Below are 26,390 nucleotides of genomic sequence, written 5' to 3' on the forward strand. Positions count from 1 at the left end.
GTCTTTCCACAGGCCGGGCGACAGACACCTGAGCACGGGGTTATCCACAAGCGCCGGACAATCGTGTCGTATGCCGGCGTTACCGTGAGTGCGTCTCCGGAGACCGGACGGCAGGCGCCGCTGCGTATCCATTGCAGGGCCCTATGTCCGGTCCCGACCGTTCCGACCTGAGGTGCCCAATGCGCAATTCCCTCCGTTCTCCGCGTTCTCCGCTCCCCTCGCGCCCGGTTTGGCGTGACCATGTCCACTGGATCGGCTACACGCTGGCTGCGATCGCAGTGTGGGTATTCATGTCCACAGCCCTGTTCCCGGCGTGGAGAGCCGAGACGGAAGACGGCGGCCAGCTCCTGCTCGTACTGGCCGCCCCTCCGCTGTTCCTGTTCCTGGTGTGGCAGGCGATGAGCCGGTTTGGGCGTTGCACCTGGCGGCACTGGCGTGCCTACCGCTTCGCGCATGGACACCCCACGCGCCGCGAGGCGCGGATGCTGGCGATGGTGCATGACCATCAGATGGCGATTGAGCATGCACGGGCGGTGGCCACGGACCTGGCAACGACACAGTCTTTGGACCTCGGCCCGGCCTGGGACGTCAATCTCAATCACGGCGAGCGAATCCTGTTCAACGGCTCCGCGCACTACTCCCGGTTCTACGGCCAGGAGGTCACCTACTGGGAGTCGAGCGCCTTCTTCTCCGGCTCTCCCCTGTTCGTAGTCGCCGGCCTGGGTGCGACGGCGCTGGGAAACCGCGCACGTCGCAATGCTGCCCTGCGTCAGGCCGCCGCCCAATGGCGCGAGGGGCAGATGACCAGATGCTTGGTGACCGATCAGCGCATTCTCATTCATCATCTTGACGGCAGGTGGCTGTCCTTCTGGTTCAGCGGTGCCGTGGGCATCTATCCCGCTCTGAATGAGGACACCCTGATCCTGGAGTTTGACGATACCTCACCACTGCGGGTGCAGGGCCCAGCCAGCCTGATCGCCTCGGTGAGCGCGATTTGGACCGCGCACGGCGTCCAGGGGCTGTTGCGGCACCCGGCGCTGGAGCCGATCCGGTAGCGGGCCGCGGTGTTCGACTCCTCGTACAGCCAAACCATTCGCCCCCTACGCTGCCGTCATGAGACTCGCCAACCCGAACTCCGCTTCCGCGGGCGCCCTGACCGACTCCCAACTGGACCGCATTGAGGGCGTGCTGCTGGCGCAGGCGGTCGGCGATGTCATGGGGGTGCCCTACGAACCGGGCGAGGTGCCCCTGGAGGGTCCCGCGCAGTTGCTCGGCGGCGGCTTCGGCGACTATGCACCGGGCGAGTGGAGCGACGACACTCAGATGTCCCTGTACATCGCCGAGATTACGGCCACGGGCGCGGACCTGACCGAGGACGCGGCCCTAGATGAGATTGCGCGCGGCTGGTGCCGTTGGGTGACCGTTGACGGCGCCACCGATGTGGGAGCCCAGACCCGCGCGGTGATCGACGCCGTCGCCGACACCGCTGCTGCGCCGGGAATCGCCGCCCGGATGCGGGCAGCCGCCGCGGACCTGCATGCGCGCACCGGCCGGACGGCGGGCAATGGTGCTCTGATGCGCAACGGGGTCGTGGGCCTGACCCGCCTGGGCGACCGCAGTGCGACGGCCGCCGCCGCCCGAGCGGTCGCCGAGCTGACGCACGCCGATCCCCTGGCCGGGGACGCCTGCGTGATTCAGGCCGAGATGATCCGTGCCAACGTGATGGCACCGGCGTGGCAGGGGATGCCGTATTTCGGGGCCAACGCCTTGGCGACCCTGGACCTGATTCCCGCCGAGCGTCGCGAGTACTGGCATGACCTGTTCGACGGCGGGATTCTGGACGCGGACCACTACCAGGCCCCGCCGGCCGGCGACGGCTTCGCGGTGCACGCACTCGGACACGCGACACTCGCCTTCATCTTCGCCAACCGCGCCGGCCACCGCTCCGCGGCGGCCATGAGCGGTGACCGCGGGGAGGTGGCGCGCGTCTGGATGAATCTGCTGTTGGACCGGGCGGTGCAGGCCAGCCAGGACAAGGACACGGTCGGGGCCATAACCGGTGCGATCGCGGGCAGCTACCTGGGTGCTAGCGCGCTTGACCCGCAGTGGGTCGCGGCCGTGCACGGCCTGCCGCGTCGCAGTGACGGCACCGACCGCACGGCCGCCGACCTGCGCGCCCTGGCCCGGGCCACCGCCACGGCCGGGCTGAACCGTTAAGGCACTCCATTTGCATTCAGCCAGCTCGCTATCCGCTGCCACTCGACTCGCCCCGCAGCAACCTCCACCACGCGGTCATAGGCCTCGTCGTCATCGACGTCCAGTTCCACGCCGTTGAGTCCCAGGAAAACGACCATGCAGAGCCACCCGAGCCGTTTATTCCCATCGACCAACGCGTGGTTACGAACAACCGATTCCAGGAGGACAGCCGCCTTCGCCGCCAAAGTCGGGTATGCGTCGTGTCCGTAAAGAGTGGTCGTTGGCCGCTGCGCTGCGGCGGCCAACAAACCCAGATCCCGTACCTCCCGCACGCCGAGGTCGGCTGCGAGTGCAAGTAGGTCTTCCAAATCGAGGAAACGTACCCTCACTCACCGAGCCTCCGCAGGAGATCGGCGTAACGGGTCCGAGTCTGCTCGGAAAGCTCGGCCAGCCGTTCCTGATGCAGGTGGCGCTCGGCCGTCTCCACAATCGCGCGCGCAGCGGCCTCCTGCTTAGAGATGTTCTGCGCCGCGGCCAACTCTCTGAGAAGTCGATCCTGGCGCTCGTTCAGCCGCAGAGTCATAGCCACTCAAGAATGATACCAGTTTGGTGGCAGGATCCAGGTGCTGCCGAGAGGCCGGCCCTTATCATCCTCCGCCCCCAGCCGGCGCATCCCGCCGATCGACGATGTGCACGGGCCCCTGCAGGCCGCACTCCCGCAGGGCGGCGTCGAGTTCCTCCACCAGGGCCTCGATGCTGGTCAGCCCCGCCGCCACCTCCGCATGGTCGATCCACAGCGCTGCCACTCCCCCGATCTCGGGCACCGGCTCAATGACGAAGCGCTCCGCGGCCGCCTCCTGGAACAGTTCCAGATCCTCGGAAGGGCCGTATACGACCGTCTGCGCAGATGGAGGCGCCTCGGGACCGTTGCCGAACAGCGGATCGTGCAACCTCACCTCCACGAACACGGTGCCGTCCGCCGCCTCCGGCCGTCGCGTGCCGAGGCGACGCGGCCGACCGCGCTCGCCCGCACGTGGCTCGGGCAGCCCGGTGCCCGCGTCGGCGAAGGCGCGCAATCCTGCGGCGTTGAGGGCGTCCGCGAGTGCCGCCAGGCGCGCGTCCGCCAGGCCGTCGACGTCGGCCAGGAGCAGCCAGTCGGCTTCGGGTGTAGCCCGATTCAGGCGAAACCCGGCCCGCCGCGCGGTTGCGGCCACCTGCGCCGTCGCGTCGAGGGGAAAGACGCGCACGAAGGCGGTGTGCGGACCGGCCCGGGTTACCAGCGCCGTCGGCAGGACCAGCCCGGTATCGAACAGGTAGGGCACGCCCGGCATGGAGCGGGACGTCATGCCGTCACCGGCGGACGGGTCGGCACGCCCATCGGCGGACTGCGGATCGGCTGGATGCGGATCGGAAGTGGGCTCGGTCATATGCGGAAGATATCCAGGAGGTACGACACGAATTCGGCGGGCTTACCGGAGACTCGGCGAGTGCCGGGAGTCGCCGAGCTACGCGAGCGGGACACGATATTGCCGCCGAGCTGTCCACCGGTGTACGCCGGGAGACTTCCACCGCGCGAGCCGTCACCCACAGTGAACGTTCACAATTCGTGGCCGGTCCCACTATCATGGCGCCCATGGGCCCGGCCGGGCGCGACGTCGCACCCGGCCGGAAGGCAGCAACACACCAATCAGCAACGGAGCTCCGCATGACCGCAGCAACCACCCCCGCAAACATCGATTCGGCCAGCACCGCCCTCGGCGTCGAGTTCGGCTCGACCCGCATCAAAGCGGTACTCATCGACTCCATCGGCACCGTGCTGGCCGACGGGGGCTTCACCTGGGAGAACGAGCTGGTCGACGGCGTGTGGACCTACTCGATGGACGCCGTCGTCTCCGGCCTGCAGGCCGCCTACGCCGACCTGGCCGATCGCTACCGGGAGCGCTACGGCGCACCGCTGTCCGAGGTGGGGGCAATTGGCATCTCCGGGATGATGCACGGCTACCTCCCCCTGGACGCCGACGGGGAACTGCTGGCGGCCTTCCGGACCTGGCGCAACACCTTCACCCAGGACTCCTCCCGCACCCTGTCGGAACTGTTCGGGCTGAACATCCCGCAACGCTGGTCAATCTCGCATCTGCACCACGCCATTACCCACGGCGAGGAGCACGTGACCCGCATCGCCCACCTGACCACGCTGGCCGGCTACGTCCACTACCGGCTCACCGGCCGCCACATCCTGGGCGTGGGCGAGGCCTCCGGCATGTTCCCCATCGGCCCGGACGGACGCTCCTTCGACGCCGGCATGCTCGGCGCCTTCGACCAGCTGGTCGACATGCCGTGGCGGCTGGCCGACATCCTGCCGGAGATCGCGCTGGCCGGGCAGGACGCCGGTCGGCTTACTCCCGCAGGGGCCCGCCTGCTCGATCCCACCGGGACGCTCCAGCCCGGGGCGAGGCTGTGCCCGCCGGAGGGCGACGCCGGCACCGGCATGGTCGCGACCAACTCGGTGCGCCCACGCACCGGCAACGTCTCCGCGGGCACGAGCGCCTTCGCCATGATTGTGCTGGAGCAGCCGTTGCGCAGCCTGGTGGAGCAGATCGACCTGGTGGCCACCCCGTCCGGAGCGCCGGTGGCCATGGCACACGCCAATAACTGCACCTCCGACCTGAACGCCTGGGTGGAGATCTTCTCCCAGTTCGCCGACGCCATCGGCCACCCCATCCAGCGGGGCCCGCTGTTCGACATTCTCCTGGGCGCCGCCGCCGAGGGCAATATGGATGACGCCGGGGTGCTGTCCTACAACTTCCTGTCCGGCGACGCCATCGTCTCTCTGCCGGAGGGGCGCCCGCTCACGCTGCGCCAGCCCGGCATCCGGTTCACCCTGGCCGGCCTGATGCGCTCACACCTGTTTGCCGCCTTCGCCTCCATGGCCTACGGGTTGAAGATCCTCAAGCAGAACGCCGACGCGCCGATCGACTCCATGTTCGCCCATGGGGGCATCTTCAAGACGCCCGAGATCCCGCAGCGGGTCCTGGCGGCCGCCTTCGACACCCCCGTGTCGGTCGGTCAGGCAGCCGCGGAGGGAGGCGCCTGGGGCATGGCACTGTTGGCCGGCTTCCTGCTGTGGGGCGACGGAACGCAACTGGCCGACTACCTGGAGCAGCGCATCTTCGCCGATCTGGAAGTCACCACCATCGTCCCCACACCCGCGGAGGTCGCCGAGTACGACCGCTATCTCGAGCGCTTCGTCGCCGCCCTGCCGCTGGAGCGCACGGCCACCGAGGTGTTCTAGTCGACGTCTCCCGGACGGCGGGCGGGGCGGGCTGCGGCGCGCCCCGCCCGCCGCTGTTGCTCGCCGGATGAGCCGATGTAGGTTTAGCTGGGTTCGTCGAGGCAATGGCGTCCGCCTCGGCTCCACTTCGGCTTCCTTCTTCCAAAACAAGAACAGCGACTTGGAACATGGCAACGATGAGCGACATCGCCCGTGAAGCGGGCGTCTCCCTGAGCACGGTGAGCTATGCCCTGAGTGGCAAGCGACCCATTTCTCCCGCTACACGCGAGCGTATACAGGAAGCCATCGAAAAGCTGTCATACCACCCGACGGCGTCCGCGCGCGCCCTAGCACTCAATCGCGCTTCGATTCTCGCCGTCGCGGTTCCGCTGCGTCCCGGAGCGAACGGACACGTCATCATGCAGTTCGTCCGCTCAATGCTCGGCACCGCTTATGAACGAGACGTAGACATCCTCCTGGTCACCGGGGAGGATGCCGATCATACTCAACGGGTTATCGAAGAGGGCAAGGCCGACGCCCTCGTAGTAATGGACGTCAGCGATAGCGATCCACGCATGGGATTCCTCCGCAAGCTGAGCAAGCCGGTCGTCCTCATCGGCTACCCGAAGCGCACCTACGGCCTTGCATGCGTCGACTTCGACTTCCGCGAAGCCGCTGCGCTGTGCGTACGAGAGCTCCACAGCACCGGTGCGCGCAAGATCTACATGATCCGCCCGCCTCAGGAGGCGCGCGAGCCTGTGTTCACCTACCAGCGACGCTCGCTTGAGGGCTTCCGCGATGGCCTGGACGATTTCGACCTGACTGGCGACGTCGTTGAGCTCCCCGCCTCTTACCCTGCAATCCTTCAGTGGGCTGAACAAGCGTTGACCGGCCCCGAGGCGCCCGACGCCCTTTTCGTTCACCATGAAGCCCTGCTGGCCCCCCTCGGACGTGTACTTCGAGATCTCAGCATTCAGATCCCCGACGCGCTCCAAGTAACCGCGATCGCTCCGGAAGATGTGGCGTCAGACGGCCCCTGGCAAGTATCGGGCACCACACTGCCAATCGAGGCAATCGGAGCCACAGCCGTGACCATGGCCCTCGATCTGGTGGACGACGCCGAACTCGCTCCCTCCGCGCAGCTCCTTGCGCCCCGCTTCACCCGTCGCGAGACCACGCGCTGATCGGGGCCACGCGCAGATGCACCCCTAACGGAGACCGTTAGCGCAACTGGAAATCGTCGAAGCGATTCGATAATATGCTTCGTACACCGACCGCACCACGCCGGTGCACGCCGACGCACGGAGGCACTCAATGACGAAACGCCGTACGCAGCACCCGCACGAATTCTCGGGAACCGCCGACACCAGGCGGCTCGAATGGGCCCGCAAGACAGTGGCCCAGCTCACTATTGACGAGCGCATCAGCTTCCTCCACCAGTATTCCCCGGGCGTCGAGCGGCTCGGAATCGGCCCCTTCGTAACCGGCACCGAGGCGCTTCACGGTGTGGCCTGGCGTGGACCAGCCACGAGCTTTCCCCAACCGGTTGGAATGGCGGCAACATGGGACCCCGACCTGCTCAGCAGAGCCGGCCAGGTCGTCGCGGCCGAAGTCCGCCAAATGAAGCAAGCGGATCCCAACATCAGCCTGACCGTATGGGCGCCGGTGGTGAACACCCTTCGGCACCCGCGTTGGGGTCGGACCGAAGAGGCCTACACGGAGGATCCCCTGCTCAACGCCGAGCTTGCCACCGGCTACGCGACGGGGCTCCGGGGCGAGGGCGAGCACTGGACGACCGTGCCCACACTCAAACATTTCCTCGCCTATTCCAATGAGACCGACCGCTCGGCCACATCCTCACAGCTAGACCCACAGCTCCTTGAGGAGTATGAGCTTCCCGGGTTTCTCACCCCCTTGCGGCGGGGCGCAGCGGGGTCCGTGATGCTCTCATACAACCTCGTCAACGGCCGCCCCGCCCATCTGAGCGAGCTGGTCAACACCAGGCTGCGCTCCGCCGTAGCCGAGCCGGACCTGCTCTTCGTCGTGACCGATGCGGGTGCCCCAAGCAACCTTTGGAGATCGGAGAAAGTGCTTCCCAACGCTCCCGCGGCGTACGCGGCGATGCTGCGGGCCGGGGTGGACTCCTTCACCGACCACGACTCCGACCCCGGCGAAACGATCGCCGCCGTTACGCAAGCACTGCAAGACGGACTGATCACGACCGCAGACATAGACCATGCCGTGGTCAGGCAGCTGGTGGCGCGCGCACGCACCGGAGAGTTCGATTCGCTCATGGGCCAGCCTCCGCGTGAAAGCACGCCAGCTATCGACCGCCCGCTGGCATGCGCCGTCGCTCGGGAGGTGGCGACACGCAGCATCGTACTTCTGACACATGGGTCGCGCGGGCGTGCTGCACTACCCATCGCCCCCCAAAGCGCCGTCGCTGTGATCGGCAATCGGGCCCACGAGGTGCTCCACGACTGGTACTCGGGAGACCTCATTGCCCCGGTGTCACTCGTGGATGAGCTGTCGACGCGGCAGCAGGTACCCGTAAAGGCCACCAAAGCCATCGAAGCGATTCGCCTATCGGTGTCGTCCGAGTCGTACCGGCGTGGGCAGTCCGCGACGGGCACTGCCTCGGAGTATGTCTTCGTCGGCGACGACGGATCATTGCGCCTCAGCCGTCCGCAGGCAGATGGCCCGCAGGTTTCGGCTCAACCCGTCCTCCTCGAGATGATCGATTTCGGCGAGAACGTCATTGCTCTACGCGGCGAAAACGGTCGTTACCTCCGCCCCGACGACTATGGCCAGCTCGCCCTCGAGGCGGAGGCAATCGGCGGGTGGGTGAGCCAGGAACTATTTCGACGCGAGCAGTTCTCGGATGGCCACTGGTTCCTGATCCATCGCGCTAGCGGACGCTACGTCGGGGTTGAGCACCATTCCGGCGCCCTCACGCTTCGCGGCACCGGGGCTGACAGTGGCGTGCCCTTCCGGGCGCAGTCTATGCAGACTCCAGAAAAGGCGTTCGCCGACGCCGCCCGTGGGGCCGACGTCGTAATCGCCGTCGTCGGGAACAATCCCTACGTGCACGGCCGCGAAACCGAGGATCGGCCGCACACGCACCTTTCCGAGCCGGATAAGGCACTCGTACGACGACTGCGGGAACTCCCCGAGGACGTCGCAACCGTGCTCCTCATCATCTCCTCCTACCCCTACGACCTCGAGGGGGCAGATGACGGCATTGATGCGGTGATCTGGTCATCTCATCTGGGCCAAAGCGAAGGCGAGGCGCTCGCCGACGTCCTGACCGGCGCGCAAGACTTCTCTGGCAGGCTCGCCCAAACCTGGCCAATCGACTCGGCTCTACCCGATCTGCTCGACTACAACATAGTGCGGACCGGGTCGACCTACCTTTATGGCCAACCGCACCGGTTCGCCTTCGGGCACGGCCTGTCGCTTGACGCTGCGCATTGGGAGCGGGCTGATTTGGAGTTGGGTCCGCACGCGGTCAACGTGCACGTCGACATCGCCGCGCCACGGCAACGTTGTACGCGGGGCCCCCTCCGTGACGTGGTCCAGGTATACGCCGATCTGCCCACCAGTGCGTTCGGCCGCCGTCCGCTGCACACGCCGGATACCCGTCTGGTTGGCTTCGCCACCGCCACCATCATGCCCGGGCAGGACTACGCCTCGGTCGATCTCGTGATCCCATTCGATCGCCTCGAGGTCTTCGCACCTGATACCGCTGCCTGGGAACTCCCCGACGGCCCGTTCCGAGTTCGCATCGCCCGCTCCAGCGCCCAGGAAACAACCGTCTTCGAGCGTGTATTCGTCCTGCCCACTGACCTCACCCGGCGGCCTCAGACGGCCTCGGCCGCACCCGCCTTCATCGACACGAGTCGCGCCGAAGATCTATCCGGCCTCGTCCGCGCGGCCGCCTCCCCGGCGCATGGGGAAGAACTTAGGCCTGAGGCAGGCAGCGGTACCTGCGACTTCATCCTGCCCGCGGGAACGCGGGTCTCCGAGCTCCGGACGCGCCGGCTGGCGGATCCCTGCGCTATCACGTCTCCAGCGGCCGAAGTCGTTGACGCCATCACGGGTGAGCCGCTCCGGGTCCCACTTACCGTCAGTGCGGAAGATCCCTATGACGTGGGTCGAGTGCGCATTCGCCTCAGCGGCCCAATCGCCCTGTTGGGTATAGAAGCCGCAGCGAATTAAACACCCAGCACAAACCCCTGAATGATCCAAGGAAAGATATCTTCATGAAGTTTTCAAACGGCTACTGGCTTACCCGCGATAACGTCACACTTCTCCACCCCAGCGAAGTATATGACGTAAACATTGCCGAAGATGGTCACTCCCTGCGCGTATTCGCCCCCACACGCCATATTGCCTCACGAGGCGACACGCTCAACACCCCGGTATTCACAATCACCCTCGACGCACCGGCGACCGACGTAATCGGTGTACGTATCACCCATCACGGTGGCACCCCGACGCCGACTCCGGCCTTCCCCCTCATGCCAGGAAGCGAGGTCGACGCCGAGGTGAGGCGGGCGGACGATGGGTCTTCGGTCACCTTGCGCTCGGGACGGCTTGAGGCCCGCGTTCGCCTTTATGGGCCTTGGCTAGTCGAGTACTTCTGGGACGGGGCCTTCCTCACCGCGTCCACGGAGCGCTCCGTGGGCTATGCCCGCGTGCGCCCGACCTCAGGGCCGACCGGCGGAGACTATGACGACGGTGCACAACCACTTGACACCCATCTTGCGGCGGGTGGCCCCTACGTGTACGAACAGCTGAGTCTCGGCCCGGGAGAGCGCCTTTACGGCCTCGGGGAGCGGTTCGGCGCCTTCGTCAGGAACGGTCAGGCGGTCGACGTGTGGAATGCCGATGGAGGGACCAGCTCTGAGCAGGCATATAAGAACATCCCCTTCCTGCTTTCCTCACAGGGCTACGGACTCTTCGTGGACGACGCCGGCCCCGTCTCCTTCGAAATCGGTTCCGAGAACGTCTCCGCCACCCAGTTCTCCGTCCCGGGCGAGACGCTGCGGTACGAGATCTACGGCGGTGGGGAGCCGCTGGAAGTACTGGAGCGGTACACCGCCCGTTCCGGTCGCCCGGCTAAGCTCCCCGAGTGGTCCTTCGGCCTGTGGCTGTCGACCTCTTTCACCACAAACTACGACGAGGACACCGTCCTGTCATTCGTTGACGGGATGGCCGAGCGGGGCATCCCGCTCTCCGTGTTCCACTTCGACTGCTTCTGGATGCGCGGCTTCCACTGGTCGGACTTCGCGTGGGATCCCGCGACTTTCCCGGATCCTCGCGGTCTAATTGACAAGCTACACGCTCGAGGCCTGCGCGTATGTACCTGGATCAATCCCTATATTGCCGAGCAATCCCGGCTATTCGACGAGGCCGCAGACCGCGGCTATCTGCTGCGGCGTGCCGACGGCGCGATTTGGCAGACCGACCTGTGGCAAGCAGGCATGGGCCTGGTCGATTTCACCAACCCCGATGCCACCGCTTGGTTCACCGACAAGCTGGAGCAACTGCTCGACGACGGCGTCGATTGCTTCAAGACCGACTTCGGCGAGCGGGTTCCCGTGGACGGCGTGATGTGGGCGGGCGGATCGGACCCGCTGCGAGAGCACAACTTCTACACTCGCCGCTACAACGAAGCGGTGTTCCGTCTGCTTGAGCGGCGGCGCGGAACCGGCGAGGCGGTGCTATTCGCGCGCTCCGCGACCGCCGGCAGCCAGGCATTCCCGGTTCACTGGGGTGGGGACTGCGAGTCCAGCTACCCCGCCATGGCTCAGTGTCTGCGCGGTGGGCTGTCGCTGGCCGCATCGGGATTCGGCTACTGGAGCCATGACATCGGTGGCTTTGAGGGGACGCCGGACCCATTGCTGTTCAAACGCTGGGTCGCCTTCGGTCTGCTGAGCTCCCATTCTCGGCTGCACGGCTCGAACTCCTACCGGGTGCCCTGGCTCTTCGACGACGAGAGCGTCGATGTCATGCGCGAGTTCGCGCTGCTCAAGGACCGGCTGCGACCGTACCTGCTCAGCACCGCGGAGGGCGCCCGAGAGCACGGTCATCCCATGATGCGTCCCATGTTCATGCAGTTCCCGCGTGATCCCGCCGCACGGGACCTGGATCTGCAGTACATGCTCGGGCCCGACGTGCTGGTAGCACCCGTATTCCGTCCGGACGGTGCGGTCGACGTTTACCTGCCGCGGGGAGTTTGGCGACACCTCATAGACGGCGAAGTCGTTGACTGCGCAGACGGAGGCCGCTTCATCCGACGCGTCTACGACGTGCACTCCCTGGGGCTGTTCGCCCGCGAGGGCTCCGTGCCGATCGATTTGGTCGGAAGTGAAGGAGGCTCCCGGTGAGTACGTGCCATCAGCCGTTCGACCCTGGGCACCTCCTGTACGGAGGGGACTGGAACCCCGACCAGTGGCCGCGTGAGGTGTGGCGGGAAGACGTCGCCCTCATGCGAAAAGCCCACGTGAACACCGTAACCGTCTGCCCGTTCTCGTGGGCCTCCATGGAGCCCCGCGAGGGCCACTACGAATTCGGCTGGCTCGATGACGCGATCGAGCTACTCGCTGACGCGGGTATCGGATTCTTTCTGGCGACCCCGACTGCCTCTCCCCCACCTTGGTTCACCCTGGCGCATCCCGACGCCCTCGCCGTTACGCCCAGCGGCGTCCAGCTGCGCCACGGCTCACGTGACACCTATGCCATTGCGGCCCCTGCCTACCGCAAGGCATGCCGACGTATCTCCCGCTTGCTGGCCGAGCGCTATGGCAAGCATCCGGCACTGCGGGGGTGGCACGTGCACAATGAGTACGGAACCATCGATTACGGCCCGCATGCCGAGCGCGGGTTCCGTCACTGGCTCAAGGACAAGTACGGCGACCTCGATAATCTGAACGACGCCTGGGGCACCAGCTTCTGGTCGCAGCGCTACGGTTCCTGGGAGGAGATCCTGCCGCCGGTCGCCACACAGTATCTGCCCAATCCCGGGCTGGTTCTGGACTTCCGCCGGTATTCGTCCGATGAGATGCGCAACGCCTACCTGGAGCAGGCAGAACAGATACGCGCGGCCGGTTCCACGGTCCCTATCACCACCAACTTCATGCTCCCGGACTGGAACAACCTCGAGCAGTGGTCCTGGGCCGAGGATTTGGACGTTATCTCCCTCGACCATTACCTGGACTCCACCTCTCACGAGGCCGAGGCGCACGTCGCCTACGGTTCCGACCTGGCGCGCTCCTGGAGCGGCGGCCCTTGGATACTCATGGAGCAGAATGCCACGCAGATCAAGCTGCGCGGCAGGGCTCTACCGAAGCCCCCCGAACGCACCATCCGCGATAGCTTGGGCTACATCGCACGCGGCTCGCAGTCATGCATGTTTTTCCAGTGGCGAGCCTCGACAGCCGGTGCCGAGCAGTGGCACTCGGGAATGCTCCCCCACGCCGGGGTCGACAGTGAGGGCTTTCGCACCGTCGTGCAGCTGGGACAGATCCTGAAACGCCTAGACGAGGTCCATCTGCCGCCCGTAGACGGACCGATCGTCCACGCTGACGTTGCGATCGTGTGGCACGCCGACGGCTGGTGGGCGCTTCAGACTCCTGACCTGCCCAGTGCGGACATCATCTATGCGAAGGAATTGCGCGCGACCCATCGCGCCCTACGCCGGCTCGGAATCGCCACCGACTTCGTCGCCCCCGGCGCCTCACTGGACTCCTATCGCCTGCTGGTCGTCCCCTGCCTGTATCCCATGGACGAGCAAACCGCCGCCTGGATCAGCGCTTTCGCCCGCACCGGCGGAACGGTGGTGGTCACCTATCTCAGTGGTTTGGCCGACTCGAATATGCGGGTGCTACCCGGCGGCTATCCAGGCCGCCTGCGCGATCTGCTGGGGGCCTACTCCGAGGCGCTGTGCCCGCTCGAGCCGGGCGTGCGGCACAGGCTGCTCAGCGCCCGGGGAAAGCCGTTGGACGCCGTTGCCTGGACCGAACACGTGCACCTTACGCACGCACGTTCCGTGTACTCATATGCGGAAGGCCCGCTTGCCGGTCTGCCGGCGATAACCTGGGCCCGGGCAGGCGCCGGGTCCGCATGGTACGTTTCCGCGCAGCTTACGCGGCCTTCGTTGCAGGACCTGTGGTGCCTCATTCTGCACGACGCCGACGTCAAGCCGACCGTCGTTGGCGCTGCTCCGCTAGGGATTGAAGCGGTTGTACGGCGTTCCCGCGACGCCGACTACCTCTTCCTGATGCACGATGGCGAGATCGACGTCGACGTCACCGCGCCTGGCGTCGACCTGATGAGCGGTATCGACCTCTCCGAAGGTGGCCTGCTTAGGGCCGGGAGTTGCACAGTCATTCGGCTTCAGCCCAATGCAGCCCATGCGGTGTCAGTTGCCATTCACAAGCCCGCCGACGACTCCACCCACCTCGAATCTGATCTCAACAGGGAGTACCAATAATGACCACCGAGGCCGATCTCACGCCAGCCCCGTTGGCGGCAGCAGGAGCTGTACAGCACGAGCCCGCGCCCGAGTATGTCTGGCCGTCAGATCCGTTGGTCAGGCAGAGCCTTGGGCACTGGCAAGACCTCAAGGTAGGCGTCATCATCCACTGGGGGATCTATACCTCTATCGGGCAGGGCGGGTCCTGGTCCCTACACCGCGAAGACCTCGGCTGGTTCACAGACCCGCCCGAGGATTGGCATGGGACCGACGCCGAGTACCACACCTGGTACTACGACCAAGCCCGCACGTTCACCGGCGAAGACTTCGATGCGCAAGAGTGGGCCAGTGCCTGCGCAGCGGCTGGGATGCGGTACTGCGTATTCACCACAAAGCATCACGACGGGTTCTGCATGTACGACTCCCAGTACACCAATCTAAAGTGCACGTCCGAAGAGTCCGGCCTCCGACGTGATGTGCTCCGGGAAGTCACCGAGGCCTTCCGCGACAACGGCCTGGAAATGGGAGCGTACTTCTCCAAGGCGGACTGGTCGCGCCCGGAGTACTGGAACCGATCTGTACCAATCAAAGATCGCTTCCACAACTACAGCATCCATACCCATCCGCGGGCATGGAACCGCTTCGTGGAGTTCACCCGTGACCAGATCGAGGAGATCCTGACCGGCTACGGCCCATTCTCGGTACTCTGGCTTGATGGAGGTTGGGTCTGCGCGCCCAAGGAGCCGATTGACATCGACGGCATCGCGCGTACCGCACGCAAAGCGCAGCCAGGCATTCTCGTGGTTGACAGAGAGGTTCCGGGGCCACACCAGAACTACCTGACCCCGGAGCAGCAGCTTCCGTCAACTCCGTTGCGGGTGCCCTGGGAGGCGTGTATCTCCCTCACCAAGGAGTGGTGCGCGATGCGACCGGATGATCCCGCCAAGTCAACTGCCGAGACGATCGGCAACCTGGTGAGGATCGTCGCCGGTGGCGGTAACTACCTGATCGGCATCGGGCCCGACGCACGCGGGCGGATGGTTCCTTCAGTCAGGCGCTTCCTGCGAGATCTGGGCGAGTGGATGCAGGTCTGCGGCGAGGGCATTTACTCCACCCGCCCGCCCGAGAACCCGCCATCCGTAACGTCCGACGACGATCTGAGCTGGCACCTCACGCAGCGTGATGGAGCTCTGTACGCGTTCGGCCTCTCCGGCGCAGACTCGATTCCGGCTACTACCCTGCACGTCGGCGCCAAACTGAGCACAGTCAACATGCTCGGCAGCGGACCACTGCAATTCCACGCAGATGGCGATACGACCGTCGTTACTGTACCCCCGTCCGCGACACGGTGGGCAACCTGCCTGCGGATCACGTTGGCATGAGTATTCGAGCAGGGGAGGCACCAAGTGGAGCCTGTTGATAACCGCACCGTCCGGGGTCTTTCGAGCTTCTTCACACTGGTAGCACTCAATCTCATCTACGTCGTCACCTGCATACCGGTGCTAACCATCGGGGCCGCAACCAGCGCGCTTCTAGAAACCATGGATGCAGTGCGCACCGATCCCGACACCGACATGTTACGCACCTACATGGCTGCACTGAAGTCCGACAAGATACGCGGCACCGTCGTCTTCTGGACCCTTTGTCTTCCAGCTCTCCTGGCGCTGTTCGCCATCAGCTTTTGGTGGTCCGTAGGCGGAGCGGCAGGCACTATCGCAGCTCTCGCGGCCGGGTTGTTCACGCTGTATCTCGCGGCAAGCACAGCGCACGGCATGCTCCTGGTTGCAACCCGCACTGCGCCTGCACGAACCACCATCCACAATTCGCTACTGCTCCCGGCTGCCGCGCCCGGACGCTCCCTCCTACTTGTTCTGGTTCCGGTCACCGAGATAGCGGTGGCCATCGCTGTGCCCGTGTCCCTGATCTTGATTCTGACGGTCGGACTCACCATCGGTGCACTCATACAAACAGCCGTCGCGGCTCCCCTCTACGCCAGCCTGTCTTGAGTTGCGGGTGCCGAATGCTAGACATCAACAGCGTCGAAGCGTATCGACACTCACGGTTGACCAGACCGCACAACGCGGGTACGCTGAGTCGACGTAGGGAGTCGGCAACCCCCTTGGAAACTAAGCGAGATCAGACGGTCCGCCATCATCTGCAAGGACGCAGCAACGCATCCGGTAATCATCGAACCGCTACGATCGATAAGGAGTAATCATGGCATTGCCACCAGCGCCGGCGTCGGTCGTTGCCGCCAACGAGAAAGCCGGGCGCTCACGTCGCCACGCGCAAACCGACCAGCCGCAGCACCGTCGTCCCAAGTCGTTCAAACTCTTCCTGTCGATCACACCGTTCCTGGTCCTGGTACTGCTGTTCAGCTACCTGCCACTGCTCGGATGGGTGTACTCGCTGTTCGACTTCAGGCCGGCCCGCGGCCTGGCCAATTCTGAGTTCGTGGGGCTCCAGTGGTTCCGGATGCTGGTCCAATCACCAACCCAGGTGCATCAGATCCTGCGGGTGCTCGCCAACACGCTGGGGATGAGCTTCCTTGGTATCGCGACGTCGGTACTCCCCCTGGGCTTCGCCGTGCTGCTCAACGAAATCCAGGCCAAGTGGTTCAAGAACCTCGTCCAGACGCTGACCACGCTCCCGAACTTCATCTCGTGGGTACTCGTCTACATGATCGCATTCGCACTATTCTCGTCAACCGGAATGGTGAACTCGACGATGCTGTCGCTCGGGCTCATCGACGTACCGGTCAAGTTCCTGGACTCCGGCTCACACGTCTGGCTCAAAATGACCGCATGGGGACTGTGGAAAGGACTCGGATGGGGCTCGATCATGTACCTGGCCGCCATTTCCGGAATAGACCAATCCCTATATGAGTCGGCGAAGGTTGACGGCGCCGGGCGGTTTAGGACCATGTGGTCCATCACCATCCCACAGCTACTCCCCACCTATTTCGTGCTGCTCATGCTCTCGATCGCAAGCATCTTGAACAACGGCATGGAACAGTACTACGTGTTCCAGAATGCCTTCAACAAGCAGCACATCGAGGTTTTGGATCTGTACGTCTACAACGTCGGCATGGGCGGCAATAACCTATCCCTCGCGACCGCGATCAGCATGCTCAAGTCGATCGTATCCGTCGTACTCCTTCTATCTGTAAACGGCCTGTCGAAGCGCCTGCGCGGAACTTCGCTCATCTGAGGGGTGTAGAACAATGCTCAAGTCCAAGCGGCCCACAGTTCCGCAGGCCCGCCGCATGAAGCGCACCCGCGGAGATGTTGCCTTTCACATCGCCAACTACACCGGTGCGGCCCTGCTCGCCTTCGTCTGCGGATATCCCTTCTACTACCTGATCATCAACTCGATCAGCGCCAACAACGTCGCCGCGTTGGGCGACGTGCGCTGGCTGCCAGAGGGAATCCATTTCAGCAACTACGCCAGCGTATTCCAACTCAGCGGACTCTCGCAGGCCGCGGCCGTGTCCGTGGCACGAACCGTGATTGGGACCGCATGTACCGTACTTGCGTCGGCATATCTGGGGTTCATGTTCACCCAGGAGCGCTTGTGGAAGCGTGCCTTATGGTATCGGCTCGTCGTCATCACCATGTACTTCAACGCAGGCATTATTCCCGTCTTCATCGTCATGTACGCGTTAGGACTTACCAACAACTTTCTCGTGTACATCCTGCCGGCTATCGTCCAGCCCTTCAATATCATTCTCGTGAAAACCTATGTCGAGTCGATGCCCCACGAGCTGCAGGAAGCCGCCGAGGTCGATGGCGCCAGCACCGTACAAGTATTCGCTCGCATAATGCTGCCGAACATGACCCCGATCCTGGCAACGGTCGCGATCTTCTCCGCGGTGGCGCAATGGAACAGCTTCCAGGATACCCTGATGTACATAACTGACAAGAGCCTATACACATTGCAGTACCTGTTGTACACCTACATCAATCAGGCGGACAGCCTCGCTCAAATGGCTCAGCAGTCCGGGGGCAACCTCGGTTCCGTCGCCGCGGCGGCAACTGCCCAGACGGCGACCTCGATCAGAACCACCGTAGCGGTCGTTGTCGTATTGCCGATTCTCTTCGTATACCCGATGTTCCAGCGCTACTTCGTCAAGGGAATCATGCTCGGCGCCGTCAAAGGCTAGTCAGCACTTCTTCAGTCATCCAGCCATCCACTATTCCTCACCCCATCAAAGGAGATGCACATGGCCACCTCAATCTCACGCCGATCGCTATTGGTCGGAGCAAGCGCCGCGTTCGGCCTGCTGACACTGGGAGCATGCGGCAAGAACAACGCATCCGGTTCATCGTTCAGCAACGCGGATGCCACCGCATTCCCAACCACGTGGTCCGACACGGCTAAGTTCGAAGTGTTCGACGGCCTCGCCAACCAGGCGGGCGAGCAACCCGGTTGGTTCGGCAAGATGGTCTCGGACCGCTATGGCCTCACTCTCAACTTGGTGTCGCCCAACGTCGCCGGAGGTGGCGACACGCTGTACAACACGCGCGTCACGGCGGGCAACTTGGGTGACATTGTGGTGGTCAGTGTTGGTAAGCAAATGAATGAGCTGATCGACGGCGGCCTGCTCATGGACTTCACGCCGGTATACGGCGCCATGAAGAATGTGGCACGCTTCGACGCGGCAGTCCAGAAGCTGAACGAGGACAAGGACGGACTGTACGGACTGCCCACCCAGATCTCGACGCTCAAGCCTACTGAACCCAGCGAAGGCATTGACCCGACGTTCGGTCCCTTCGTGCGTTGGGACCTCTACAAACAGATCGGCTACCCGGAGATCCCGACTCTCGAAGACCTGCTTCCGGTACTGCAGCAGATGCAGGAGGCCCAGCCCACCGCGGACAATGGTAAGAAGACCTACGCCATCTCCCTGTTCAAGGATTGGGACGGGAACATGATGAACAACGCCAAGCAGCCGGTGTGTTACTACGGCTATGACGAGATCGGGTTCGTACTCGCCAAAGCTGATGGCTCCGACTTCCAGGGAATCCTCGACGATGATGGCCAGTACCGCCGTGTGCTCAAGTGGTTCTTCGACGCGAATCAGCTTGGTATCGTCGATCCGGACTCGACGACGCAGAACTATGACACGTTGTTCTCCAAGATGCAGGCCGGCCAGGTCCTCTTCTCATTCTGGCCCTGGCAGGGTCAGTCTGCATACAACACCGAGGAGCACATGGCGGCCGGTAAGGGCTTCGAGATCGCCCCACTCGCGGACATGAAGGTCTTCTCCTACGGTGCCGAAGCGGTCGGCGGCCAGCAAATCATCGCTATTGGCTCACAGGTAAGCGACCCGGACCGCGCCGCAGCCTTCCTCGACTGGCTGTACAGCTCGGAGGGGGTATCTTGCAACTCCAGCCAGACGATGGGCGCTGCAGGGCCGCGGGGCCTCACCTGGGATATCAACGCCGACGGCAAGCCCGAGCTCACGGACTTCGGCCGCGAGGCGCTCCTGGGCGACGACGCGGACGTCCCCAGCGATTGGGGAACCGGCACCTACAAGGAAGGCGCCTCGTGGCTCAACGTAACGACCGTACTCGGTAACGACATCGACCCCGAAACCGGCTACCCCTTCAACTACAAGATGTGGGAGACATACCAGGAGACCACCGCTAACCCACTCTCCGAGGACTGGTCGGCCAAGATGGGCGGCGCAACGACAACAATGCAGTACCTCCAGGACAACGACATGTTGGCGGTCGCCCCGGGCGCTAGCTACGTGGCTCCCGACGATGACTCACAGACCGAGTCGCTGCGCAACCAGGTAAAGTCCGTCATCGTTGAAAGCTCCTGGAAGATGGCATTTGCCAGCGACGAGGCCGAGTTCGACTCCCTATGGGAAGACCTCAAGGCCACCGCCGATGGACTGGGCTACCAGGACGTCCTTGAGGTCGACATGTCCAACGCAAAGGATCAGCAGGCCGCGCGCGAGGAGATCGTGGCACAGTTCGGCTGAGTTCCCGTGACGTCCCCACCCCGGGTGTTGGTCGTGATGTATCACTCCGACGAGCACCCGGGGTGTTGGCTAAACCGGTTGCGGCGCCACGCCGTGGTCCTCGTTCATCCTTGGGCCCAGTAGTCCCAGCAGGCACTGCGCTCGGGCGGCGCCCAGGCGTCGTCGGCTGTGCCGACCTCACCCTTGGCCTGGTTGATCACCAACGCCGGCAGGCTCGGCTCGCCGCGCTCGGCGCAGTCGTGTCCGAGCATGTGCAGCAGCGGGCCCATGTGGCGAGGCAGGACGGTGCCGCCGATCGCCTCGCTGAGCTCGCCGTAGGTGATGACCTCACGGTGCGCGGCGACGTCGATCAGCACCTCGCGAGCACGCATCACGGCTTCGGCCAGCCGCGGCGTCAGCGTGTACCTGCGCTCACCCACCGGGTAGCGCTCCCCCACGGTCAGCGCGAGTTCGCCTCCCGCAGGCAGCTCGGGCTCGGGCGATGTCCCAGACGCAGACGATGACACCCGTTCATCCTCCCAGATCCTGACGCAGGCGTGGGCGGAGGTCAGGGCTCGCGGCTGCGAATACCGTGCGGCCCTGTCAAAATGAGCGCATGTCTGCATCCGCCTTCCCCTCCGTTCCCGTCTCCGGCGAGATCAAGCTCGGGCAGTTCCTCAAGCTCGCAGGCCTAGTGGACGACGGAGCCGACGCCCGCATCGCCATCCAGTCCGGCGACGTCACGGTAAACGGCGAAGTCGAGACCCGGCGCGGGCACCGCCTGGCCGACGGCGACGTCGTCGTCGTGGACCTGCCGATGGGTGCGGCCGGCGCCGTCGTGACCGCCGCGCCCTGAGCCGCCCACCCCCGGTAACCCGACTGCCGCCTGCGTGCGGCGTCTAGTACGAGCTTTTGCACCCTGGTGTATGGCAAATAGCCGCACACCAGGGTGCAAAAGCTCGCAGTAGAGCAGTAGCCCGCACCGGGGCAACACGGCCGTGTGATCTCATCGGCGTCCACAGGGAACACTCACGACACCCCACGGGCGTTCCATCAACAGCCCTCGGAACCCACTGCTCGCAACCGCCGCAGGCTTGAACCATGCAGTCCTACCCGACACCTCCACCGCTGCCCTCCGTCAAGTTCACCGCCGAGCGCACGCGCCGTTCCCTACCCGCCGGGGACAACCTGATAGCAGTGGATCGGGGCGCCTATGTGCCGCGTCCGGACTCGGCTGCTCCACTGTGGTCGCAGCGGCAATACATAACGCTGGCACGGTGCGAGGCCGTGCTGCATGCCCATACTTCGGCGATCAGTCTCACGCATGAGGCAGCTGCGGTTGTCCAGGGCATCGCCATCCCCAGTGCCGAGCCCGACATCCGCGTCGCAGTACCGCACAACCATTCGCGCACGCGCAGGCCCCTACCCCAGCAGACATATGTTCATGCCAACAGCGGGCACTCCGGCCGGCGCGTCGCTGCCGTTCGCTCGACGACCGCCCCGGTTCTAGACGACGTCCGTGTGGTCGGCGGCCTGCGGGTGACAACACCGCTGCGCACCGCCATGGACTGTGCCTTTGACCTGCCCGCGCTTGACGCGATCGTGGTAGTTGACTCCGCTCTGCGCGCTGTTTGCCGACCCGACCGCTTCACCGGTCGTTGCTGCGGCGATCTCTCCGCGACTGCCGCGATTGACACGCTGAAAGCGATGATTGAGGAGCAGGGACTGCGCGCCGGCAAACGGCGAGCACGCGCCGTCGTCGACATCGCCGACCCGCGAGCGGAGTCTCCCGGCGAAAGCATGCTGCGCGGAGTGGTCCACGCCGTCGGCCTACCGGATCCACAGATACAGGAACGCTGGCTCGATGACGGCGAGATGGCCGAGTACTTCTTGGACCTCGCCTGGCCCGAATATCGCCTCGCCCTGGAGTTCGACGGCTATGGCAAGTACCGCGCCAGCAGCGACCTTCGCGATGAGAAGCACAGGGAGATGCGACTACGCAACGCCGGGGGCTGGCAGGTACACCGCGTCGAGTGGGGCGACCTGCGCGATCGCGAGTCCTTCGGGCGACGGCTGGTGGACTTGTTCCCACCATCCGCGGCGCGCCTGACACGACGCCGGAAGGACCTGTGGTTGTAGGCCGCCGAGCACACCGAGCCACGTACCACTGACACACGCAAAACCCGTCTGGTACGAGCTTTTGCACCCTGGTGTATGGCAAATTGCCGCACACCAGGGTGCAAAAGCTCGTAGTAGGGCACAAAGGGTCGCAGCAGGCCGACGGTCAGCGCTTGAGACAGCCGGGGCCCAGCAGCGCCTTGATGTCGGAGTAGAAGGCCGCAGACGCCTCCACGCGCAGGGAGTTGTCCAATTGGGTGCGCACCTCACGGCCGGGACTCGTCAGCGTCAGCCGCACGGTGGACATGCCCGGGTGCTTCTCCAGCACCGTCTTGAACTGCTCCACCAGCGGGCCGGTGCAGCGGTTGGTCGGCAGCGTGATCGTCACCGCCTCGTGCGTGGCGCTGGACACGTCCGGCACCGTCATCTCCTGCACGTACAGGGCGACCTGCCCGTCGCGCCGGTTCAGGCGCCCGCGCAGGGTCACCACCGTATCCGGGGCCAGCATCGTGGAGACCGTCTGGTAGGTGGAGGGGAAGAACAGGGCTTCGATGCTGCCGCCCAGGTCCTCGATCTGGGCGATGGCCCACAGGTTGCCCTGCTTGGTGGTCTTGCGGGTCAGCGAGGTGATCAGCCCGGCGATGGTGACCATGGCGCCGTCGGGCCGGTCGTCGTCCTCGATGAGGTCGGAGATCTCGGTGTCGGCCAGCTTGGACAGGGCGCTCTCCAGCCCGAGCAGCGGGTGGTCGGAGACGTACAGGCCGAGCATGTCACGCTCGTAGGCGAGCTTCTCCTTCTTGTCCCACTCGGGCAGGTCGGGCACCTCCGAGGAGAAGACCGGGCCGGAACCGAAGCCGGCATCGGCGGACTCGCCGCCCCCCTCCCCCATGAGGGAGGCGAACAGGTCGAACTGGCCGGCGGCCTCGTTGCGCTTGACGCCGATGATCTCATCGACGAAGTCCTCGTGGCAGGCCTGCAGGGCGCGCCGAGACTTGCCCAGCGTGTCGAAGGCGCCGGCCTTGATCAGGGAGTCGATGGTGCGCTTGTTGCACACCACCGCCGGGACCTTGTCGAGGAAGTCCTCGAAGCTGGTGAAGTCGCCCTTCTGCTCGCGCGCCTGCACGATGGCGTCGACGACGTTGGCACCGACATTGCGGATGGCGCCCAGGCCGAAGCGAATGTCCTCGCCCACGGCGGAGAACTGGGCGCGCGAGGCGTTGACGTCCGGGGGAAGCACCTTGATACCCATGTGGCGGCACTCGCCCAGGTAGACGGCCAGCTTGTCCTTGTTATCCTTCTGGGAGGTGAGAATGGCCGCCATGTACTCGGTCGCGTAGTGGCACTTGAGATAGGCGGTCCAGTAGGTCACCACGCCGTAGGCAGCCGAGTGAGCCTTGTTGAAGGCGTAGGAGGAGAAGGGGACGACGACGTCCCACAGGGTCTGGATGGCCTCCTCGGAGTAGCCGTTGTCCAACATGCCCTGCCGGAAGCCGACGAACTCCTTGGCCAGGATCTCCGGCTTCTTCTTACCCATGGCCTTGCGGAGCTTGTCTGCCTTGCCCAGGGAGAAGCCCGCCAGCTCCTGGGCGATCCTCATGACCTGCTCCTGGTAGACGATCAGGCCGTAGGTGGTGCCCAGGATCGGATCCAGAACGTCCTTGAGCTCGGGGTGGATGGGGACGATCTCCTGCATGCCGTTCTTGCGCAGGGCGTAGTTGGTGTGCGAGTCGGCGCCCATGGGGCCGGGCCGGTAAAGGGCGCCGACGGCGGAGATGTCCTCGAAGTTGTCCGGCTTCATCAGCCGCAGCAGGGTGCGCATGCCGGAGCCGTCCAGCTGGAAGACGCCCAGGGTCTCCCCGCGGGCGAGCATCGCGTAGGTCTCGTGGTCGTCCAGGGAGATGTTGTCGATGTCCAGAGCCGGCTTGCCGTTGGCGACGATGTTGTCCAGGGCATCGGAGATGACCGTGAGGTTGCGCAGCCCCAGGAAGTCCATCTTGAGCAGCCCCAGGTGCTCGCAGGTGGGGTAGTCGAACTGGGTGATGTAGGCGCCGTCCTGAAGCCGCTGCATCATGGGGATGATGTCCGTCAGCGTCCGGCTGGACATGATGACCGCGCAGGCGTGTACGCCCCACTGGCGGGTCATCCCCTCCAGGCCGCCGGCCAGCTCGACGATCTTCTGCGCGTCGGGGTCCTCGGTGTGCAGGTCGCGGAACTGTTGGGCCTCCCCGTAGCGTGGGTCCTCGGGGTTGAACATGCCCTTGATGGTGATGTCCTTACCCATCACCGACGGCGGCATCGCCTTGGTCAGGCGGTCGCCGACCGCGTAGGGGTAACCCATGACACGGGAAGAGTCCTTCAGGGCCTGCTTGGCCTTGATCACGCCGTAGGTGACCACCTGGCTGATCTTGTCCGCGCCGTACTTGTGCTTGACGTACTCCAGCACCTCGTCGCGCCGGCGCTCGTCGAAGTCGACGTCGATATCCGGCATGGAGATGCGCTCGGGGTTGAGGAAGCGCTCGAAGATCAGCCCGTGGTTCAGGGGATTGAGTTCGGTGATGCCCATCGCGTAGGCGACCATGGAGCCGGCGCCGGAGCCGCGGCCCGGGCCCACGCGAATGCCCTGCCGCTTGGCCCAGTTGATGTAGTCGGCCACCACCAGGAAGTAGCCGGGGAAGCCCATCTGCACAATCACGCCGATCTCATACTCGGCCTGCTTGCGGCAGTCCTCGGGAATGTCGCCGTGGAAGCGGCGGTCCATGCCCTTCCAGCATTCCTTGATGAACCAGGACTCCATGGTCTCCCCCTCGGGCACGGGGAAGGCCGGCATGTAGGACACGCCATCGTCAACCGTCTGGAAGTTGACGTTGCACTGTTCGGCCACCAGCAGCGTGTTGTCGCAGGCCTCCGGCATCTCCTTGAACAGGGCCCGCATTTCCCGGCCGGGACGCAGATAGTAGGTGTCGCCGTCGAACTTGAAGCGGTCGGGGTCCGAGAGCACCGAGCCGGAGTTGATGCACAGCATCGCGTCCTGCACGGTGCGGTCCTCCGGACGCACATAGTGGGAGTCGTTGGTGGCCAGCAGGGGGGCGTCCAACGCCTTTGCGATGCGCAGCAGGTCCTTGGTGACGCGCCGCTCGATCTCCAGCCCGTGGTCCATGAACTCCACGTAGAAGAAGTCCTTGCCGAAGATGTCCTGGAACTCCCCGGCCGCCCGCAGCGCCTCGTCGTACTGGCCCAGCCGCAGGCGCGTCTGCACCTCGCCCGAGGGGCAGCCGGTGGAGCCGATCAGGCCCGCGGAGTAGCGGGACAGCAGTTCGCGGTCCATGCGCGGCGCCTTGCCCCACTGCCCCTCCAGCGAGGCGTAGGAGTCCAGCCGCATGAGGTTGTGCAGGCCCTCGTCGTCGCGAGCCAGCAGTGTCATGTGCGTGTAGGAGCCGCGGGCGGAGACGTCGTCGGAGCGCTGGGACTCGTCTCCCCAGAACACACGGGTCTTGTCGAAGCGGGAGGTGCCCGGCGTCATGTACGCCTCCACCCCGATGATCGGCTTGATACCGGCCTGCTTGGCGGCCGCGTAGAACTCGTAGGCGCCGAACATGTAGCCGTGGTCGGTGATGGCCAGGGCACGCTGCCCCAGCCGTTTGGCCTCGGCGACGTAGTTCTTGATCTTCCCGGCGCCGTCGAGCATGGAGTAGTCGGTGTGAACGTGCAGGTGGACGAAGTCGTCGTAGGGCTCCTGGCCGTCGGTCTGCTCGTCCACCGTCTGCGCAACGCTCGTGTCTGCCATGCGGCTCATCTTAGGAGCGTGTGAGCGTGCGGGCCATGTCCTGATGCCAGATACCGGCATCCAGGTAGCGCTCCCCGGTGACCACCCGGTAGCCACAGCGCCGATAGAAGCCCATGGCCGTTTCCTGCGCCGCCAGCAACACGGTGACGGCGCCCTCCACGGACGCGTACCGCAGGGCGGCCTGCTCGACGGCGGCGACCAGGCGCGCCCCCAGCCCGGTGCGTCGGGCGGGGCGTCTGACGGCCAGGCGTCCCAGGTGGACCTGCCCGGGGCGGTCGGGTTCCAGCAGCAGGCGCGCCGCGCCCAGTGGGGCGCCGTCCGCGCCGCAGGCGAGCACGTGGATGGTGGTGGCCGCGAAGTCGCGGGCGTCGATCTCCAGGGCGAGGGGGACGTCCTGCTCGTCCACGAACACCTCCAGACGCACGTCCGCCACCGCGCGGCGCAGCTCGTCGAGGGCGGGGTCGGCATCATCGCCGCGGGCGGTGGCGAAGCGGATGGGGGCGACGACGGCGCGCAGCGGCGTGATGCGCAGCGGCGGGTGGCCGGTCGGGTCAGGTGCGGTCATTGGCGG

At 65.0% G+C, this 26,390-nt stretch carries 20 protein-coding genes; 14 read left to right on the forward strand and 6 right to left on the reverse strand.

Features of this window, described 5'->3' with window-relative positions; translation table 11 throughout:
- The first annotated feature begins 290 nt into the window (after positions 1–290).
- Together C3B71_RS09425 and C3B71_RS09430 are read left to right on the forward strand one after the other, a co-directional pair.
- Positions 291–1,055, forward strand: a complete 765-nt coding sequence (locus tag C3B71_RS09425) for a hypothetical protein (RefSeq protein WP_146752338.1) — start codon at positions 291–293, stop codon at positions 1,053–1,055.
- A gap of 58 nt (positions 1,056–1,113) precedes the next feature.
- The gene (locus C3B71_RS09430; RefSeq protein ID WP_108967635.1) at positions 1,114–2,217 is read left to right on the forward strand and encodes an ADP-ribosylglycohydrolase family protein; all 1,104 of its coding nucleotides are present in this window, start codon (positions 1,114–1,116) and stop codon (positions 2,215–2,217) included.
- On the opposite strand, the gene C3B71_RS09435 is transcribed toward C3B71_RS09430, so the two are convergent.
- From C3B71_RS09435 to C3B71_RS09445, 3 genes are read right to left on the reverse strand one after another with little or no spacing between them, the layout of a single operon-like run.
- The gene (locus C3B71_RS09435; protein WP_108967638.1) at positions 2,214–2,585 is read right to left on the reverse strand and encodes a type II toxin-antitoxin system death-on-curing family toxin; all 372 of its coding nucleotides are present in this window, start codon (positions 2,583–2,585) and stop codon (positions 2,214–2,216) included. The genes C3B71_RS09430 and C3B71_RS09435 overlap by 4 nt on opposite strands.
- Complete coding sequence (locus tag C3B71_RS09440; protein ID WP_073333116.1) at positions 2,582–2,785, reverse strand: CopG family transcriptional regulator; 204 nt, start codon at positions 2,783–2,785, stop codon at positions 2,582–2,584. The genes C3B71_RS09435 and C3B71_RS09440 overlap by 4 nt, the downstream gene beginning before the upstream one ends.
- A 58-nt stretch (positions 2,786–2,843) precedes the next feature.
- A complete protein-coding gene (locus C3B71_RS09445; RefSeq protein WP_108967641.1) occupies positions 2,844–3,623 on the reverse strand; it encodes a hypothetical protein in 780 nt (259 codons plus the stop codon).
- A gap of 278 nt (positions 3,624–3,901) precedes the next feature.
- On the opposite strand from C3B71_RS09445, the gene C3B71_RS09450 reads away from it, so the two are divergent.
- The 10 genes from C3B71_RS09450 (at position 3,902) to C3B71_RS09495 (ending at position 19,938) form a co-directional block, all read left to right on the forward strand.
- Complete coding sequence (locus tag C3B71_RS09450; RefSeq protein ID WP_108967644.1) at positions 3,902–5,488, forward strand: xylulokinase; 1,587 nt, start codon at positions 3,902–3,904, stop codon at positions 5,486–5,488.
- 176 nt (positions 5,489–5,664) lie between these two features.
- Entirely contained in the window at positions 5,665–6,651 is a 987-nt protein-coding gene (locus C3B71_RS09455; RefSeq protein WP_159097672.1) for a LacI family DNA-binding transcriptional regulator, read from the forward strand.
- 130 nt (positions 6,652–6,781) lie between these two features.
- A complete protein-coding gene (locus tag C3B71_RS09460; RefSeq protein WP_108967650.1) occupies positions 6,782–9,685 on the forward strand; it encodes a glycoside hydrolase family 3 C-terminal domain-containing protein in 2,904 nt (967 codons plus the stop codon).
- Positions 9,686–9,729: 44 nt separating this feature from the next.
- Entirely contained in the window at positions 9,730–11,859 is a 2,130-nt protein-coding gene (gene yicI, locus C3B71_RS09465; RefSeq protein ID WP_073333104.1) for an alpha-xylosidase, read from the forward strand.
- Positions 11,856–13,964 carry a beta-galactosidase gene (locus tag C3B71_RS09470; protein WP_108967652.1) on the forward strand — a complete coding sequence of 703 codons (2,109 nt, stop codon included), beginning with the start codon at positions 11,856–11,858 and terminating at the stop codon, positions 13,962–13,964. The genes yicI and C3B71_RS09470 overlap by 4 nt, the downstream gene beginning before the upstream one ends.
- Positions 13,964–15,328 carry an alpha-L-fucosidase gene (locus C3B71_RS09475; protein ID WP_108967655.1) on the forward strand — a complete coding sequence of 455 codons (1,365 nt, stop codon included), beginning with the start codon at positions 13,964–13,966 and terminating at the stop codon, positions 15,326–15,328. Before C3B71_RS09470 ends, C3B71_RS09475 begins: the two co-directional genes overlap by 1 nt.
- Positions 15,329–15,352: 24 nt before the next feature.
- The gene (locus C3B71_RS09480) at positions 15,353–15,952 is read left to right on the forward strand and encodes a DUF624 domain-containing protein (RefSeq protein WP_108967658.1); all 600 of its coding nucleotides are present in this window, start codon (positions 15,353–15,355) and stop codon (positions 15,950–15,952) included.
- A 211-nt stretch (positions 15,953–16,163) separates the two neighbouring features.
- Entirely contained in the window at positions 16,164–17,156 is a 993-nt protein-coding gene (locus C3B71_RS09485; RefSeq protein ID WP_083565923.1) for an ABC transporter permease, read from the forward strand.
- A 13-nt stretch (positions 17,157–17,169) separates the two neighbouring features.
- Entirely contained in the window at positions 17,170–18,108 is a 939-nt protein-coding gene (locus C3B71_RS09490) for a carbohydrate ABC transporter permease (protein ID WP_083565922.1), read from the forward strand.
- 60 nt (positions 18,109–18,168) lie between these two features.
- Positions 18,169–19,938, forward strand: a complete 1,770-nt coding sequence (locus C3B71_RS09495) for an ABC transporter substrate-binding protein (protein ID WP_073333096.1) — start codon at positions 18,169–18,171, stop codon at positions 19,936–19,938.
- Between the two features lie 104 nt (positions 19,939–20,042).
- Here the strand turns inward: C3B71_RS09495 and C3B71_RS09500 are convergent, their stop codons facing one another.
- Positions 20,043–20,444: a hypothetical protein gene (locus C3B71_RS09500; RefSeq protein ID WP_234415874.1), complete on the reverse strand. Its 402-nt coding sequence runs from the start codon at positions 20,442–20,444 to the stop codon at positions 20,043–20,045.
- An 89-nt stretch (positions 20,445–20,533) separates the two neighbouring features.
- Here C3B71_RS09500 and C3B71_RS09505 point away from each other — a divergent pair, with 89 nt between their 5' ends.
- Both C3B71_RS09505 and C3B71_RS09510 read left to right on the forward strand, forming a co-directional pair.
- Positions 20,534–20,773 carry an RNA-binding S4 domain-containing protein gene (locus C3B71_RS09505; RefSeq protein ID WP_108967661.1) on the forward strand — a complete coding sequence of 80 codons (240 nt, stop codon included), beginning with the start codon at positions 20,534–20,536 and terminating at the stop codon, positions 20,771–20,773.
- A 245-nt stretch (positions 20,774–21,018) separates the two neighbouring features.
- A complete protein-coding gene (locus C3B71_RS09510; protein WP_108967664.1) occupies positions 21,019–22,056 on the forward strand; it encodes a hypothetical protein in 1,038 nt (345 codons plus the stop codon).
- A 145-nt stretch (positions 22,057–22,201) separates the two neighbouring features.
- Here the strand turns inward: C3B71_RS09510 and dnaE are convergent, their stop codons facing one another.
- Together dnaE and C3B71_RS09520 are read right to left on the reverse strand one after the other, a co-directional pair.
- The gene (dnaE, locus tag C3B71_RS09515; RefSeq protein WP_108967666.1) at positions 22,202–25,819 is read right to left on the reverse strand and encodes a DNA polymerase III subunit alpha; all 3,618 of its coding nucleotides are present in this window, start codon (positions 25,817–25,819) and stop codon (positions 22,202–22,204) included.
- A 10-nt stretch (positions 25,820–25,829) separates the two neighbouring features.
- Positions 25,830–26,384 carry a GNAT family N-acetyltransferase gene (locus C3B71_RS09520; protein ID WP_108967669.1) on the reverse strand — a complete coding sequence of 185 codons (555 nt, stop codon included), beginning with the start codon at positions 26,382–26,384 and terminating at the stop codon, positions 25,830–25,832.
- Between the last annotated feature and the right edge of the window lie 6 nt (positions 26,385–26,390).

It is taken from the genome of Actinomyces sp. Z16 (assembly GCF_003111765.1).
Taxonomy (GTDB): Bacteria; Actinomycetota; Actinomycetes; order Actinomycetales; family Actinomycetaceae; genus Actinomyces; species Actinomyces glycerinitolerans.

What these genes read in the sequence shown, in the direction of transcription:
- C3B71_RS09425 (WP_146752338.1), top strand. Translation starts at nt 291, where the DNA reads ATGTCCACAGCCCTGTTCCCGGCGTGGAGAGCCGAGACGGAAGACGGC.
- C3B71_RS09430 (WP_108967635.1), top strand. Translation starts at nt 1,114, where the DNA reads ATGAGACTCGCCAACCCGAACTCCGCTTCCGCGGGCGCCCTGACCGAC.
- C3B71_RS09445 (WP_108967641.1), bottom strand. Translation starts at nt 3,623, where the DNA reads ATGACCGAGCCCACTTCCGATCCGCATCCAGCCGATCCGCAGTCCGCC.
- C3B71_RS09450 (WP_108967644.1), top strand. Translation starts at nt 3,902, where the DNA reads ATGACCGCAGCAACCACCCCCGCAAACATCGATTCGGCCAGCACCGCC.
- C3B71_RS09455 (WP_159097672.1), top strand. Translation starts at nt 5,665, where the DNA reads ATGAGCGACATCGCCCGTGAAGCGGGCGTCTCCCTGAGCACGGTGAGC.
- C3B71_RS09460 (WP_108967650.1), top strand. Translation starts at nt 6,782, where the DNA reads ATGACGAAACGCCGTACGCAGCACCCGCACGAATTCTCGGGAACCGCC.
- yicI (WP_073333104.1), top strand. Translation starts at nt 9,730, where the DNA reads ATGAAGTTTTCAAACGGCTACTGGCTTACCCGCGATAACGTCACACTT.
- C3B71_RS09475 (WP_108967655.1), top strand. Translation starts at nt 13,964, where the DNA reads ATGACCACCGAGGCCGATCTCACGCCAGCCCCGTTGGCGGCAGCAGGA.
- C3B71_RS09485 (WP_083565923.1), top strand. Translation starts at nt 16,164, where the DNA reads ATGGCATTGCCACCAGCGCCGGCGTCGGTCGTTGCCGCCAACGAGAAA.
- C3B71_RS09490 (WP_083565922.1), top strand. Translation starts at nt 17,170, where the DNA reads ATGCTCAAGTCCAAGCGGCCCACAGTTCCGCAGGCCCGCCGCATGAAG.
- C3B71_RS09495 (WP_073333096.1), top strand. Translation starts at nt 18,169, where the DNA reads ATGGCCACCTCAATCTCACGCCGATCGCTATTGGTCGGAGCAAGCGCC.
- C3B71_RS09505 (WP_108967661.1), top strand. Translation starts at nt 20,534, where the DNA reads ATGTCTGCATCCGCCTTCCCCTCCGTTCCCGTCTCCGGCGAGATCAAG.
- C3B71_RS09510 (WP_108967664.1), top strand. Translation starts at nt 21,019, where the DNA reads ATGCAGTCCTACCCGACACCTCCACCGCTGCCCTCCGTCAAGTTCACC.
- dnaE (WP_108967666.1), bottom strand. Translation starts at nt 25,819, where the DNA reads ATGGCAGACACGAGCGTTGCGCAGACGGTGGACGAGCAGACCGACGGC.
- C3B71_RS09520 (WP_108967669.1), bottom strand. Translation starts at nt 26,384, where the DNA reads ATGACCGCACCTGACCCGACCGGCCACCCGCCGCTGCGCATCACGCCG.